Source organism: Aliarcobacter sp., assembly GCF_041672065.1.
GTDB classification, from domain to species: Bacteria; Campylobacterota; Campylobacteria; order Campylobacterales; family Arcobacteraceae; genus Aliarcobacter; species Aliarcobacter skirrowii.
In genome coordinates this window covers 47,425-61,623 of record NZ_JBAZAH010000004.1, presented here as the reverse complement: position 1 = coordinate 61,623, position 14,199 = coordinate 47,425, and the positions used below count along the sequence as shown (strand labels likewise).

The following is a 14,199-nucleotide window of genomic DNA, read 5'->3' as shown; positions in this document are numbered from 1 at the left end:
AGAATATTTAGCAAAAAAATAAAAACATTTGGCCACTTATGTTACAATACACCAAGAATACTTTTTAACTATTCAACTGGCCAAATGTTTATGCATTTGTGTGGCCAAGTGCATGCGTCTCAACAATGTCAAATATATATAGAAGATTACATGAAAATGAACCTGCATATACTGTTATTGCCTCTGGTGGTGGTGGAACTTGGGGATATCACTTTAAAGAAAATCGTCCTTTAACAAATAGAGAAAGAGCTAGATTACAAAGTTTTCCAGATGATTATAATTTTCAAGGAAGCACGACAGAAGTAAGAAGACAAATAGGAAATGCTGTTCCTCCAGTAGGTATTTATCCATTTGCACAAAGAATTACAAGCTTACTAAAAGGTGAAACTCCTCAATACAATCCAAACAATTGTATTAAAGAGTATGATGTAGAGTTAAGAAAGTTTATTTAAGCTTTTTTACTAACTCAAAAAAATCTTTTAATTTTCCTGTTTCTTCATAGTAATTTTCTGCATCCATAGTAGTTTTACTATTTAATAGTGCTCTCTTAGGAATTATTTGTTCATTTTTGATTATATTTACAAAATCATTATGTGTAATATACCCTGGTATATCATAGCCCCATTTGTACTCATTTATAATATTAAACAATCTTTCTTTATCAACTTCATTACTATATAACAATCCATTTTGTTTCATTACTGATTCAATATCTTCAGCAATCCTAACTAGGATAATATAATCATAATGGCTTGTTTCTATTTTTTTTAAATTAGGTATATATTGAGCATTTGTATCCCAATCTTTAGTTTCTAGCAGAAGAAGATTTCCATAAAACTTTGTTGATTTAATAGAAAAAGTAGTTTTACCTAAAGACAAATCAAAATCATCCCACTTTCCCAATCCATAAATATTAAAATCTGGTTTAGACAATTGACTAAAAGCTTCTTTATTTAAATCAAAAATTTCATTATAAACAGCTAATTCAGCGAGTTTTCCTTGAAATGTATTTGTAAAAATTTGTCCATTTTTTCTTTTAAGATCGCCACCACTTCTATAATTTCTATGTTCACCTTGTCCGTAACTCATTTCATAAGCAAAATCAAATACTTTTTGTACTGTATTTTCTTTAAAATTTCTAATCTCTTCATATATTTTTTTATTAGTTACCGTGAATTCATTATTTTCAATTTTCATGAGTATCCTTAAATTCTTCAAATTTGCCTATTGAAGCAAAATCTATTTTATATCGAGTATCTGATATTTTAAATACTATAACAGAATCAATACCTATCATATCAAGGTATTTCCTATCTACCAAAGTTCCAACTGGTACTTTTAGTACATCTCTTAAAACCCATTTTCCTAAAGCTTTATTAGGATTTGACATAAGCCCTTTTTGTCCAGCTTGACACATTTTTGCATTTAAAATTTGTCCATCTGGTAATTCTAATTCAAATTTCTCATCATTGTTATTAGGAAAAAATCCTTCAAACTTTTTATGTATCCAAGCAGGAACTGGGATATATAATTCATCTTCATTTCTAACTCTTCCATCTGCATTCCATTGATTTATACCACTTGCAAGCGCAGGTTCTAAATCTTTTGAACTTGTAGCATATAAAGGTAAGTAAATAAAAGGATATGTACTTACTTCTCTTAAAATATATGATTGAGGAACACTTAAATTTGCTAATACTTCAAATGGATTTTCTAAAATATCTACTTTTATGTCTTCTAAACTATCTTTACAAATAAATCTTTTATATAGTGTACTTTTTGATAAGTTAAAAGAGTACTCATTTATGCCATCTTCAAATTGAATAGTATTTTTATTTCTAACAATTTTTTTAATACCATCTATTTGTACTTTATCCATAGGAAATTCATATATAGATATTAGATTATCACTTCTAGTTAGACAGTGATATATCAAACTATCTACTCCATATCCTTCTAAACAAATATCTAATCTTTTATTTCTAGCTTGAGATATAAAATCAATAATCTCTTTATCTGATTTATTTGTATACTCTTCTCTTATTGCATTAAACTCTGCAACTTTTTGAAATGTCTTTCCATTTCCATGAAGAAAAGTTTTTAACCCAAATCCAATATTTTCTTTTTTTGCATCAATAGAAATATCAGATCTGGATAAATTTTCTGCTTCAAATCCTAAGCAAAATATATTTTCAGCAGCACGATAGTATAAATAAGGTGCTAAGCTATCAGAAAATAGTCTTGATAGCGATCCAGTTAATTTCAAATATTGAATATATTTACTTTGTAATTCTTCTTTTTCAGTTTTGTAAAACAAATATTATCCTTTTAAAATGGAGATACCATTTCTGCATAATTTATTAATTTTTTTAAATCATCTTTTTCTATCTCTTGTTCATTATCTTCCAAATCTTTTATAATGATTTTTTCTTTATCTACAGAACAAAGTTGTATTAAATGATTCAATACTTCTTCTTTTCTTATATATATAACTAATTCAATTAATATTTTATAATTATAGTTTTTTAATTTAGTATGACTAAAAATGAATGACTTAAACAATAAGTATCTATGTATCATCATATTTATCTTTCTAGGAGTGTCAATTTTATCTTTTATTAATAATTTATTTATATATCCTATTTCATCTTTACTAAGGATTTCAATCTTTCCATTGTCTGTATTTCCTTCTTCCGTATTTCCTTCTTCTGTATTTCCTTCTTCTGTATTTCCTTCTTCCGTATTTCCTTCTTCCGTATTTCCTTCTTCCGTATTTCCTTCTTCTGTATTTCCTTCTTCTGTATTTCCTTCTTCCGTATTTCTTTCTTCTGTATTTCTTTCTTCTGTATTTAAATTACTTATAGTATTAAGACTTTCTGAATATGATGTAACTAATTCTGCGATATCATCATCTAATAATTGATTTAATTTAACACCTACTAAAAAGAATTTCTCTATGTATTCTTTTGAACATATCTCATTATTTTCTCTGAAATATTTATATTTTATAGATTTTAATAAGATTCTTTCATCTATTGCAACAATAATTGTTATCTTTGAATTTATTTCATAATCTTCTAATACTAATCTTAAACTATCCATAATATCAATTATCATCTCTTCATTACATCTATCTAAATCATCTATAAATAATATTAACTTTTCATCTTTTTCAATATATGTATTAATAAGAAACTTTAACTCTTTTTCTATTTCATTTTGAAAACCTAAATAATCTGAATAATCTTTAGTCTTAAAATAATTCTTTATTAGAATCTTTACTGTATTTTTACTTTTTATAAAAAAAGTATATGATTTAAATAAGAATATTACACCAGGGATCCCCAATATTCCAAATAACCAAACTAAAAAATCAATTTTAAAAACTAAACTTGAAAATACAGCTAACCCAATACAAAGTATACCAATTAGCCCAAAATATAAGTTACTAACACCTATTCTTTTACTATTTAATAAAAAGATTTTCCATAATTTAGATAGGCTTATAGAATCTATTATTGAATGTATAAATTTATCTATCCAACATTTTCTATTAAATCTTTTTTTTAATTTTAATTCACATGTTAATATTTTTTTCGAAGTTTCTGTTTTTTTATGCTTAAGAAAATTATCTAATATATTTTTATATAAAAAAGCCCATGCACTATTCTGTTCCTGATATTTCCATGGTTGAAATTTACAAAAATAAATTTTCTTATTTTCTCCTTTTTGTTGTCTAATATTATATTTTAAATAATTGAAGAAAAAAGTCTTACCTCTACCCCATTTACCAAAAATTCCAATTATTGTACTAGTATGACTTGATTTATAATTTAAAACATAATTTGAAAATATTTTTGTAATACTTTCAATATTTAATTTAGGTTTATGATTATCAAATATATTATTATAGCTATCTGTACCAATGTTATTATATTCTATTGTATGGTTAGATTTTAATCCCATAGAAAATTCCTCTTCGCTAGTATTAAATTCTTTAAGAAACGAAATATTATCTATATAAGTATTTTTTAATATTTCAATATCTTCTCTTTCAATTGCTTTAACAATAAATTGTGCCATCTTTTTTAATTTATCAATATCATTTAAAAACTCATACCAAACTTCTTTATCGAGTCTTGAACTATTTTTTAATCTCTTTTGTTTTTCTCTATCATCTAAACCTCTAAAATTTTCTAATTTCATAATTACACTATTTTCATTACGAAGGGTATTAGTTATTTTTATTCCAATTAATTTATTATATTTTTTTAACTTTGAACTAAGTTCTTTTATTTCAAAACTATTTTTAGATGGAATACTTGGATATTTATTGTGATAGAAATCTAATACTAAAATAAGTTCAAATCTATTCCAATTTGGATTTCTTTTATTATGTAAGTAATCTCTAGCATCTTTAAATTCAATAATTATACTATCAATAAATTCTTTTGCTTTTAATTCATCTTCTGAATTAATTAATTCAATTGTATAATCTATACCATATCTACTAGAATATACATAAACCGAATATTCATTTTTATATTCATCACTGAAACCATCATCATTTTCAACTACACTATCTCTATTTTTTTCAGCTTGATAATTTGGAGCAGGAACTTTTACCTTTTTTATTATTTTTTCATTATATGAAATTTCTAAATATCCACCATCACTAGCAACTGTTCCAAAGTTTCCTTCTTTCATCATAGTTCTCACGATTTTATCTCCAAACATTTACAGTTGTAAAATCGTAAAAAAATAAATTTTTATCAGTATCTTTTAACTTTGAAATAATATGATTACAACTATATATTTTATTCTTATTACGTATTCCAATATAAATATTTTTATATATACTTTTGACAATAGCATCTACTATATGTTCATCTTTATCAAGAATTGTTCCAAATATAACTAAGCTTTTATTTGTAAAATACTCGTAATTCAATCTATCTTTATTATCAGTCCTACCATCAAAAGAATTAGCAAATCTAAATTTTTGTAACCCTAAATTTAGATAAAAATTGTTTTGTATTTTCATTAACTTTTTTTTAGCATCTCCCTCAGATACAAAAATTGGATAATTATCTATCTGTATATTAAATTTAGTTTGTTCAAGTAATGTAGCTTTTTGGTTTTCATCGTAATAATTTTTAATAACATCTATTCCATCAAAAAATAAATGTAATGCTCCATGTAAATAAAAAATAGTTTGTTTACTATGAATAAATCTATTAATAGGGTTATAAAACAATTTATTTTTTCCTCTAAAACCATCATCTACAATTAATCTATTATTTTGCAATTTATTATTCAAATATTCTAAAATAACCCAATTCAACAATAAATCATAATTCAATGTAAATATTCCATTAAATTCTTTTATAAAATCTATACATTTTATATATTCAGCTTTTTCTATATCATAAAAAACTTCTGGGTGTAATTTAGTTATAGCCATTATTAAATATTCTTTTAAAGAATTAATATCTTGTTCTATATTATTTAAAATTTCATTACTTAGATTTTCTTTTGGATAATTTTTTAAAACTAATAATGCATTTTCTAAATATTTAATTATGATTTCAAAATCATAACTTTGTAATTCTTCAAAGTGTTTCATTATAGGAGAATTAGGACTTATTACATTCTTCTTAGCATAATCAAATAAATTTTTAAATGAAAACTTATTTTTATCATAAGCAATACTAAATCCATTTCCTAATAATAAATATCTTCCATATTTTTCAGTTCTTTTAAGAACTTCATCATATGTTAAAAAGTCATTATAATGTATCATATTCTACCCTCTATGTATTTTATTTAACATTCATATAACTTATATCTACAATTAATATAGTTTATTTTAAAAAGTTCATAAGCCTGAAAAGATATTGCTTCTTTTTTTGTAACTGCATAGATACAAGTTACATTATTCCTATCTAATTTATTATTATCTATATAAAAATTACAATTACCATAAAATTCTTTAACCATATTATGAGTAATAGAGTCTTTCTTTTTCCAATATTTACATTGGATAAGAAAAACCTTATCATTCTTTTTAGCAATTAAATCTATCCCTCCATCAAGAAATCCTAGATTTAAACCCCTATATTCAACTTCATATCCATTATCTTCGTATTTCTTACCAACATATTTTTCAAAATCATCACCAAACTTTTTCATATTTGATTTTTGTTCAGCTGTAAACTCTTGAGGTAATTTCTTTCTTAATCCATTTATTTCATCTTCATATTTTGTAAATTTATTTTTAACAAATACAAAAACTAAACCACCTATTCCACCTAAAATTAAAATTTCATACATTTTTTAAATACCACTATCGATTAAATAAATCTAAAATTTATTATTTTAAAAATAATTTATTAATCTCAACAAATATTTTTTCAAAACATTCAAGTGTCAAACTATCAAAATCTTTAGCAGAATACCCTTTTGAAATAAGTAAATTTGCAGGTCTAAAATGGTTAAACCTTTTTTTATCAATAATTTTGTTAATTTCATTAATTATAGTTTTTGATTTGTCAATATCATCAATTGAAATATCTTCATATTCTGTAAACGCTTCATTAAATAACTTTAAATACTCTTCTCTTGTAAAGATATCTTCTATATTTGCTATTTCAATATCTACAAATTCATGAAAAAATTTTAAATTTTTTTCTTTTAAAATTTTACCAGTGATAAGATTATCTATATTCGCTTTCGATTTTTGATCAGTGAAGGTATCTAATAAACATACTAAATTTAAATTACTACCTCTCATTAAAGATATAAATGCTGAAACTTTATCTAATCCTCCAACAGGAATAATATTAATATTATCATCTAATCCTGATTTTCCTATACTTTCCAATAATGATGACATATGATTTAAATAAATTAAATCAGATATTCCTTCGACTAGTAAATTATTTTTATTAATAAATAAATTTTGAGCTATACTATAACCTAACGCTGCTTGTAGTGGAAACAGAGTATTTGGATCTTTTTCCTGCAATGAATCAGAAATAATTGAACCATCTTTAGTTTCAAATACAGTATTTACTCTTTCTAAATGATTAGAATCAATCATAAAAGGAGAATGTGTAGTGTAAATAATTTGATAATCTTTAGAAAGTTCTTCAAAAAAATTAAGTAAATTTTCTTGTGCCATTGCATGTAAATTTAATCCTGGTTCATCCAATAATAATATATATTGGTGTTCTGCATCTTCTTGTATTTTTTTAAACCATACAAAAAATGAAAAAAACCAATTAAAGCCTTTACTTCTTTTATTTAAAGGTAAAGATACTCTTTTATCTAAATTTTTTACTCTTATATCTAATATATGTTCTGAAATACTTTGGTTACCATTTTGTTGATTTTTAACAATTTGTTTATCAATTGCAAATTCTATTTGCAAATTATTATTGCTATGCCAGAACTTGAATAAATCATCTGTAATTGAAGCTTCAGTAGCCTCAAGTTCAGCTTTAAAATCTTCAAAATCATCTGATTTAATTAAATCATCTATATTTATTTCTGCAAGTTCAAATAATGCTTTAGCAGTTTTCAAATCTTCTTCATCTAATTTTTCTTGATTAAGCTTTTCAATACTAATTCTTGAAGGTAAGCTATAATATTCATCATAATAAAGAAATTTTGGTAAATTTGGTTTTATTAATTCTCTTGCAATATACTCACTAATAGCTTCATTCCAATTCCATTTATTTTCATAAAATGGTTTTATTTGCTCTAATTCTAATATTAAATTATCAAATTTCTGATCTTCATTATCTGATTTTAGTTCTTGAATTAAGCTTGTAATATTATCAATAGATTTTATCGATTTAACCTTATCAATAATAGAACCATTTAAATTAGAATAATTTATTTTTAATTCAAGAAATTTATTATTATCAACAGTTAGTCCTGTATATGAACTTTTATTTGAATATTTTTTAGTATATGATATTTCGTTTATATTAAAAATTTCACATCCTAAAATACTATTCACTTTCTTTTTAAATTCTTCAGTAAGATTATAATAACAAGTTACTGCTTCTGGATCGTCATCAGCTTTTTTAAGTTTTTTTACTTCTCTTCTAGGATAATCATGTGTTATATTAAAAGAAAAACTATCATCATCAGTAAAATAATTTACTTTTGCTAATGCTTCTAAGATACTTGTTTTTCCTGATTCATTCATACCTACCAATGTAGTTACTTTATCATTAACATTAAATATTTGTGTTTTTTCAATACTTTTATATTTATGTATTTCAACTTTCTTTAATTTAATCATTGCTTTCTCCTAATTTTAATTGTATATATGGAACTCTTACTCTATAAAATATACTTTTATTCTATAGTCATAATATCATCATATCTATATTTTTTAAAAAACATTTTTTCCCTTTATAATTTATTTTTTACTATCAGTATTCCAAATTTTAATAAATAAAGTATTCTCTTTATCTAATTTAACAACTTTCTTATCTTCTAAAACAGATATTACATTAGTATACTTTGTGTATTCATCTAAAGATATAAAAATTTGTTTAGTATCTACATTGTAAAGTTCAATAAGTTTCTCCATAGTTTCAATTCCAATGTTTTTAAAAACAACAGTATCATGAATAAAAAAAGGTAAATTTGTTAATTTAAATACTGCTAAATCAAAAATAATTAAATTTACTTCTCCTGTTCCAGTACCTGTATCATTAATTCTTTGCAATAAATATTTATTATTTTCTAGATTGAAAATTGGTGAATTCTCACTTGAATAAATTTTTTTATTAATTTCTAACATTTCTAAATTTATTTTATTTTTTATTTCTAGCAATATTAATTTTATTTTTTCAGATAAGCTCTTTGTAATTATCTTTATATTGTTTTTGTTATCTTCACTATCTTTATAAAATTTATTTTTACTTTCTAAAAAATTAATTTCTAAAGTCAAATCATAAATTCTATTAACTATGTAATTAGGATTTTCATCTTGCTTTAAACTTTCTTCAATTTTTAAATCTATAGATTGAATATTATGATTGATCTCTTCAAGTTCAGCTTCTATTAGTTCTTTTCCATTTATAATTTCAGAAAAAAGAATTTTCTTTATCTTTTTATGAAATCCTTCTATTTTATCTATTTTTTCAATATTGGCATTTGGAAAAAAATCTCCTAACATTTTTAGATATTTGCTATCTAAATTAATATCTTTTTCTAAATTATTATTTATTCTTAATTTTTGATTATCTAATTTATCTTTTATACTTAGAAGTTTATTTTTTTTATCCTTTAAATCTAAAACCTCTTTATTTATTATCTCTTTTATATTTAAAACATACCTCAAAACATTATCTTGAATTTCTTTTATTTCTTGTTGTAATGAATTGATTTGTTTAACATTATCACTATACTCCATCTTCGTAATTTTCGGAGCAAACTTATATTTAAACATATTATTTAAAACTTTTTTTGTTTCTGATTCATTTTTTAAGTTTTTATCAATTTCATTTAATTCATCATATTTATTAAATAATTTTATTAAATTATCAATTCCATTTTTATCTTTTGCATCATTTTCATATGTTTTTAGTGGTTTATCAATAGTATAATTATTTTTCCCCCAAATTCTTGAGTATGTTCCAACTAAGCTTCTAAATGTTGATTCTATATAATTTATATTATATTTCTCTTGCAAAAACTTTGTAAATTTATCAATAGTTATTGAATCACTAATATTATAATTTTCATCACAAATGAATGCTATTTTTGAATCGTCTGTAGTTCTTTTAAATCTATATTCTTTTTCAAATTTAAAACAAAAATAAAATGAGTGTTCTCCTAATTGTTCAATTACATCCTTACTATGAAAGATATAAGTTTCTCCACCAAATATAAAATCAATAATAAGCAATAAATTTGATTTACCAATAGAGTTGCTTGCTTTTTCATCTCCTAAAACAATATTCAATCCTCTATGAAACTTAATTGTATTTTCTCGAAAAACATCAGATTTAATTTCCACTAACATATATAATATCCTCCCCTAATATATTTATATATCCTAAAGCATATAGTCCATCTAGTGCAAAAATAAATTCATCTATGCATGTAAACTTATTCTTTAATTTCTTATATAATAAATTAACATTAATTCTTTTCTCTTTTAACTCTAATATTACAATCATTTTATAAATAATTGATTCTTGAAAACTTGTAAATTTACTAGGAAATAGCATCAAACACCTCACAATTTTGCACAAAATATGACACTACTATAGATGATGCATCTTTACTTTTATTTGTTTTTTTATATAACCATTCTACTAAATATTCATAAATATCTTCTTGATTCTGAGTTTTTTCATATACTTCATTATAAAATGATTTAATTTGTGTAGCAATTTTTGTTGATTTATTAGGATTTAAAGTATCAATATTCTGAAATTCTTTTTTTAATATATTAAAAAATTCTCTAACATTACTTTTAATTTGTTTTTTTGTTAAATGAGTAATTGTTAAATTTGTTTTATTATCAATAGTCTTTGGATTATATTCCAATGATATATTATCAGTTTCTGTATATTCATAATTAACTAAAAAAAGTAATATATCTTTTATCTCTTCTTCAATTTTATAATTATTAAACTCTTTAGAAACTAATCTAGCCTGTATAAATTTTTTTTTCATTTCTATAAGTTGCTTATATCCATCTAAGGTTCTAGGTTTATCAAATTTTTCATGACAATTTGGACATAACCAAATTATATTATCAATACTATCTACATCTTCAGATAGTTTTTCAACACTTTCTAATAATATTTTTTCTTCTTTGGTTGGACTATGTGGATATATATGTGCTAAGTTTACTCTTTTGTTTAATTTATTTGCTTTTTCATATATTAGTTCTATTCCACAAAGAGGGCATAATCCATCAACTTCATTGTAGAGAATTAAATATTGATTGTTTGTATATTTCCTTCTTTTACTACTCATTTTTTAATCTCCCCCTATCAAATTAATTTTTATTTAGCTAATTCATCCTCTATTAAATCAGCTTTGATTTTATGGTAATAATATTCTTGTCTTTTTGGTGTCAATTTTTTAATATTATCAATTAATTCTTTTTCATAGTTAATTATCGATTTATTAGATAAATTATCTTCTCTAATTCCAAATAATATCCAATTAGTAGATAATTGATTTTCTAATATTATTTGATGCACTATTTCAAATGTTTCAAATTGTAAGCTATTTCTTTTAATTAAACCACTAAGTGTATTTTGTGCCATGTTAAGCATTTTTGCTACATCGGAATCATTCTTTATATCAAGACTATCTTTTAGTCTATCAATTAAATCTCTAATAATTATCTTCATTTTTATCCTAATTATCTAATAAATAGATAAATATATTGACAAGTTCTAAAAATTAGATTATAATTATCCAATTATTAGATAAACTTACATTTATTTACATTTTAATCTTTAAGGATACCAAAATATCTATAAAAAAAGGATATTTTGGATTCTTTTTTATTTGTAAGTTTATTTAGTAGATACAAAAAGTTCTTTGAAAATTTATTGTTGAAGTATTAAATAATAAGAGAGATAGTATCAGGGGAGTGACTAAATCCCCCTTTTATTAATATCTTAGTAACACTTTGTAGCGAATACCAAGAGTATTAAAAGTAATACTATCAATTTGAACTGCATTAAAAACTCCTTTCATTAAGAATTCCAATTCCCTAGAGTTCACTCTTGCTAACCACCCAGCAAAAAAAAAGGTAAAGCCGTTAAGCTTTACCTTTCATACTTCTTAACTAGTGAGTAGTCATCTCACAAGAGAAATTTTAATGCTTTTTTTGTTCAAATCGATGTAATTATAGCATATCAAATAAAAAAAGTAAACATAATGATACTTCAACAATAAATTTTCAATTGAACTTCATATAAATGTTTAGGAAAACTATTATGAATACAAAAAAAACACTAAATAGCCAAAAAAAGTATCTTTTAGAGAGATTCAAAAGAAATCGAAAAGATTTTTTAAACCTTGAAAAAGATATTTACAAAGAGTTTCACAACTTATCACTAAACGAAGTTTTAGAACTAAAATCACAACTTAGCAGATTGAGCTTTCAAGTTAAATATTGTGCAAAACAACTTGAGCAACATTTTAAAATATTTATAGACTTAGAAAAAAGAGCTTGAAATGGCTGTAGAGATAAAAATTCAACTCAACGATTTTGATTATATTGTGATTAGTGATTGCTTCACAAATGGAATTGACTTTAAAATGTATAGCAAATCTGAAGATGGAATTATAAGAAAATTTACAGATGGTCTTTCTGATAGTATGAAAATATCACAAAACAATCTCAACAGCTTTATTGTAGCTCTACAAAAAATCCAACACCTTACAAATCTTGATAAAGGACTCAAATTATGAATGAAAAATTACTAACTAAAGAAGAGTTAGCAGTTAGACTAAATATCTCTGCTTATGATGTAGATAAATTAAGAAAAGACAAACAAATGCCTTTTACAAAAATAGGAAGAGCATATAGATATGACTTAGAAAAAGTCCTAAATTTTATAAAAACATTATCTTCAACTAATGAAGGAAAAGAGAAATAAAATGAAACTTTTTGAGAAATATACTGTAAATGGTGATTTTACAAATTATAGTTTAGAAAGTATGCTAAAAGATTTAAATGTTGAGCAAAGCTTAATTAATCAAATCATTATAAGATACTCAACAAGCAACCTAACTAAAGAGTTTATAGAACAACTAAAAAAGCTCAAAGAAGATGAAAATCCTATTAACTTAATTTTACAGTTTTTTCTAATGGCTGATAAGATGAAACCTATCACTTGCGATAAAAAAACTCTCTCAAAACTTACAGGACTGACTGAGAGAATGATAGATGAAAAAAGAAGAGCTAGACAAATTCCTTTTATACAACTATCTGGTGGTTCTGAAACTGGAAGAAAAATTATAGTTTATGATCCAGAAGAAGTATCAAACTATTTATTTAGAGAAAAAGTAAGAGTTATTGCATAATGAGTTTAAAGATAATTAAGCCAAAAACAAGACCAGTTCAAATAGAGCCTTGGTTTCATCGTTATCTAACAAATAATGAAATCAAAGTTGTTTCGGCTATTTTAACTTATGCAGATATGAGAGATAGAAGCAAAAACTCTTTTCCATCAAATCGAACAATTGCTTTTTATTGTGGTTATGATTTGATTGAAAAGGGTAAAACTCTTGAAAAATACAAAGCTTTAGAAACAGAAGAAGAGAAAAAGAAATTCAAAGAAAAAATACTCAAATATGGAATAAATACAGTTAAAGCTACTAAAAGAGCTTTAATTGAAAAAGGTATTTTAAGAACTATTACAACTGGTAAAGCTGGAAAACAAACTACAGATCATATTTTAGATTTAGAGTGGAAAAAAGAACAATATCTTAGAGAGCATGATGAGTTCTTTAATGAAAAAGAGTTACAAACTGAAGAAGAGCAAAATGATTTAGCACTAAATCAACTAGAAGAGTTAGTGCGACTTCAAAAAGAAGGAAATATAAGTAAAGAGAGTCTTGCAAAAAGATTACAACAACTTTCAAGCATGGTAAATGCTGAAAATATAAATGATGAGATACCAGGTGAAGATGTCGAAAAAGTTGCAAATCATATTATGAATAGCGACAAAGTTCAATCTCAAATTTTCAGTGGAAAAATAGCAAATAAAGAGAGTTACCAAAAATCAATTATAAATCTTATGAAAAAAGGTGAATTTGTAGGTGCTAAAGAACATTATGAAGCTCTTAAAAATAAAGAAAAAGAAGAGATAGAAGCTCAACTTCACTTTAGTATTGAAGAGCAAGAAAAAACAATTCCATACAAAAAACAGATACTTACATTTAGAGAGCTTGAGAAAAAAGATGATTTATTCTTTAGCTCATATATTTCAGAACATGGACAAATCTATAATTTCTTAATTACAGATAAACAAATCAAATATTACTTACCAATCAAACAATATACAAAAGCCTCTAAAGAGTGGCTAGAAAACTATCAAAGTAGAGCTTTAGCATTTATGGAAAAACACAAAATCAAAGATAAAGGAGAAGTTATGAATGTACCAGTCTCCACCTCATAAAAAATAAACTAAAACAAGG

Annotated in this window: 16 protein-coding genes; 6 read left to right on the top strand and 10 right to left on the bottom strand. The window is 23.7% G+C overall.

Features of this window, described 5'->3' with window-relative positions; genetic code table 11:
* Positions 1–125: 125 nt before the first annotated feature.
* Positions 126–452, top strand: a complete 327-nt coding sequence (locus WC168_RS01410) for a DNA cytosine methyltransferase (protein ID WP_372617125.1) — start codon at positions 126–128, stop codon at positions 450–452.
* Here WC168_RS01410 and WC168_RS01405 read toward each other — a convergent pair.
* The 10 genes from WC168_RS01405 to WC168_RS01360 all read right to left on the bottom strand — a co-directional run bounded on the left by WC168_RS01405 (position 445) and on the right by WC168_RS01360 (position 11,396).
* Positions 445–1,197 carry a hypothetical protein gene (locus WC168_RS01405; RefSeq protein ID WP_372617123.1) on the bottom strand — a complete coding sequence of 251 codons (753 nt, stop codon included), beginning with the start codon at positions 1,195–1,197 and terminating at the stop codon, positions 445–447. The genes WC168_RS01410 and WC168_RS01405 overlap by 8 nt on opposite strands.
* Positions 1,187–2,317, bottom strand: coding sequence for a restriction endonuclease (locus tag WC168_RS01400; RefSeq protein WP_372617121.1), 1,131 nt, complete (start codon positions 2,315–2,317; stop codon positions 1,187–1,189). The genes WC168_RS01405 and WC168_RS01400 overlap by 11 nt, the downstream gene beginning before the upstream one ends.
* A gap of 11 nt (positions 2,318–2,328) precedes the next feature.
* Positions 2,329–4,710: a P-loop NTPase fold protein gene (locus WC168_RS01395; RefSeq protein ID WP_372617119.1), complete on the bottom strand. Its 2,382-nt coding sequence runs from the start codon at positions 4,708–4,710 to the stop codon at positions 2,329–2,331.
* Positions 4,711–4,723: 13 nt separating this feature from the next.
* Positions 4,724–5,803 (bottom strand): DUF4917 family protein, encoded by a 1,080-nt coding sequence (locus WC168_RS01390; RefSeq protein WP_372617117.1) that lies wholly within the window; start codon positions 5,801–5,803, stop codon positions 4,724–4,726.
* A 23-nt stretch (positions 5,804–5,826) separates the two neighbouring features.
* A complete protein-coding gene (locus WC168_RS01385; RefSeq protein ID WP_372617115.1) occupies positions 5,827–6,333 on the bottom strand; it encodes a restriction endonuclease in 507 nt (168 codons plus the stop codon).
* Positions 6,334–6,373: 40 nt separating this feature from the next.
* Positions 6,374–8,314, bottom strand: coding sequence for an AAA family ATPase (locus WC168_RS01380; protein WP_372617113.1), 1,941 nt, complete (start codon positions 8,312–8,314; stop codon positions 6,374–6,376).
* Between the two features lie 120 nt (positions 8,315–8,434).
* Positions 8,435–10,048 (bottom strand): DUF2326 domain-containing protein, encoded by a 1,614-nt coding sequence (locus WC168_RS01375; protein WP_372617111.1) that lies wholly within the window; start codon positions 10,046–10,048, stop codon positions 8,435–8,437.
* Entirely contained in the window at positions 10,032–10,256 is a 225-nt protein-coding gene (locus tag WC168_RS01370) for an ABC-three component system middle component 7 (protein WP_372617109.1), read from the bottom strand. The genes WC168_RS01375 and WC168_RS01370 overlap by 17 nt, the downstream gene beginning before the upstream one ends.
* Positions 10,243–11,013: an ABC-three component system protein gene (locus WC168_RS01365; protein WP_372617107.1), complete on the bottom strand. Its 771-nt coding sequence runs from the start codon at positions 11,011–11,013 to the stop codon at positions 10,243–10,245. The genes WC168_RS01370 and WC168_RS01365 overlap by 14 nt, the downstream gene beginning before the upstream one ends.
* Before the next feature lie 29 nt (positions 11,014–11,042).
* Positions 11,043–11,396 (bottom strand): helix-turn-helix domain-containing protein, encoded by a 354-nt coding sequence (locus tag WC168_RS01360; protein WP_372617105.1) that lies wholly within the window; start codon positions 11,394–11,396, stop codon positions 11,043–11,045.
* 594 nt (positions 11,397–11,990) lie between these two features.
* On the opposite strand from WC168_RS01360, the gene WC168_RS01355 reads away from it, so the two are divergent.
* The 5 genes from WC168_RS01355 to WC168_RS01335 are packed head-to-tail and all read left to right on the top strand — an operon-like array spanning position 11,991 to position 14,180.
* A complete protein-coding gene (locus tag WC168_RS01355) occupies positions 11,991–12,230 on the top strand; it encodes a hypothetical protein (protein WP_372617103.1) in 240 nt (79 codons plus the stop codon).
* Between the two features lies 1 nt (position 12,231).
* A complete protein-coding gene (locus tag WC168_RS01350; RefSeq protein WP_372617101.1) occupies positions 12,232–12,468 on the top strand; it encodes a hypothetical protein in 237 nt (78 codons plus the stop codon).
* Positions 12,465–12,656: a helix-turn-helix domain-containing protein gene (locus WC168_RS01345; protein ID WP_066247005.1), complete on the top strand. Its 192-nt coding sequence runs from the start codon at positions 12,465–12,467 to the stop codon at positions 12,654–12,656. The genes WC168_RS01350 and WC168_RS01345 overlap by 4 nt, the downstream gene beginning before the upstream one ends.
* Position 12,657: 1 nt before the next feature.
* Positions 12,658–13,083, top strand: coding sequence for a hypothetical protein (locus tag WC168_RS01340; protein WP_066351687.1), 426 nt, complete (start codon positions 12,658–12,660; stop codon positions 13,081–13,083).
* Positions 13,083–14,180: a hypothetical protein gene (locus WC168_RS01335; protein ID WP_372617099.1), complete on the top strand. Its 1,098-nt coding sequence runs from the start codon at positions 13,083–13,085 to the stop codon at positions 14,178–14,180. Before WC168_RS01340 ends, WC168_RS01335 begins: the two co-directional genes overlap by 1 nt.
* Positions 14,181–14,199 lie beyond the last annotated feature (19 nt).

What these genes read in the sequence shown, in the direction of transcription:
- WC168_RS01410 (WP_372617125.1), top strand. Translation starts at nt 126, where the DNA reads ATGTCAAATATATATAGAAGATTACATGAAAATGAACCTGCATATACT.
- WC168_RS01405 (WP_372617123.1), bottom strand. Translation starts at nt 1,197, where the DNA reads ATGAAAATTGAAAATAATGAATTCACGGTAACTAATAAAAAAATATAT.
- WC168_RS01395 (WP_372617119.1), bottom strand. Translation starts at nt 4,710, where the DNA reads ATGATGAAAGAAGGAAACTTTGGAACAGTTGCTAGTGATGGTGGATAT.
- WC168_RS01390 (WP_372617117.1), bottom strand. Translation starts at nt 5,803, where the DNA reads ATGATACATTATAATGACTTTTTAACATATGATGAAGTTCTTAAAAGA.
- WC168_RS01385 (WP_372617115.1), bottom strand. Translation starts at nt 6,333, where the DNA reads ATGTATGAAATTTTAATTTTAGGTGGAATAGGTGGTTTAGTTTTTGTA.
- WC168_RS01380 (WP_372617113.1), bottom strand. Translation starts at nt 8,314, where the DNA reads ATGATTAAATTAAAGAAAGTTGAAATACATAAATATAAAAGTATTGAA.
- WC168_RS01375 (WP_372617111.1), bottom strand. Translation starts at nt 10,048, where the DNA reads ATGTTAGTGGAAATTAAATCTGATGTTTTTCGAGAAAATACAATTAAG.
- WC168_RS01370 (WP_372617109.1), bottom strand. Translation starts at nt 10,256, where the DNA reads ATGCTATTTCCTAGTAAATTTACAAGTTTTCAAGAATCAATTATTTAT.
- WC168_RS01365 (WP_372617107.1), bottom strand. Translation starts at nt 11,013, where the DNA reads ATGAGTAGTAAAAGAAGGAAATATACAAACAATCAATATTTAATTCTC.
- WC168_RS01360 (WP_372617105.1), bottom strand. Translation starts at nt 11,396, where the DNA reads ATGAAGATAATTATTAGAGATTTAATTGATAGACTAAAAGATAGTCTT.
- WC168_RS01355 (WP_372617103.1), top strand. Translation starts at nt 11,991, where the DNA reads ATGAATACAAAAAAAACACTAAATAGCCAAAAAAAGTATCTTTTAGAG.
- WC168_RS01350 (WP_372617101.1), top strand. Translation starts at nt 12,232, where the DNA reads ATGGCTGTAGAGATAAAAATTCAACTCAACGATTTTGATTATATTGTG.
- WC168_RS01345 (WP_066247005.1), top strand. Translation starts at nt 12,465, where the DNA reads ATGAATGAAAAATTACTAACTAAAGAAGAGTTAGCAGTTAGACTAAAT.
- WC168_RS01340 (WP_066351687.1), top strand. Translation starts at nt 12,658, where the DNA reads ATGAAACTTTTTGAGAAATATACTGTAAATGGTGATTTTACAAATTAT.
- WC168_RS01335 (WP_372617099.1), top strand. Translation starts at nt 13,083, where the DNA reads ATGAGTTTAAAGATAATTAAGCCAAAAACAAGACCAGTTCAAATAGAG.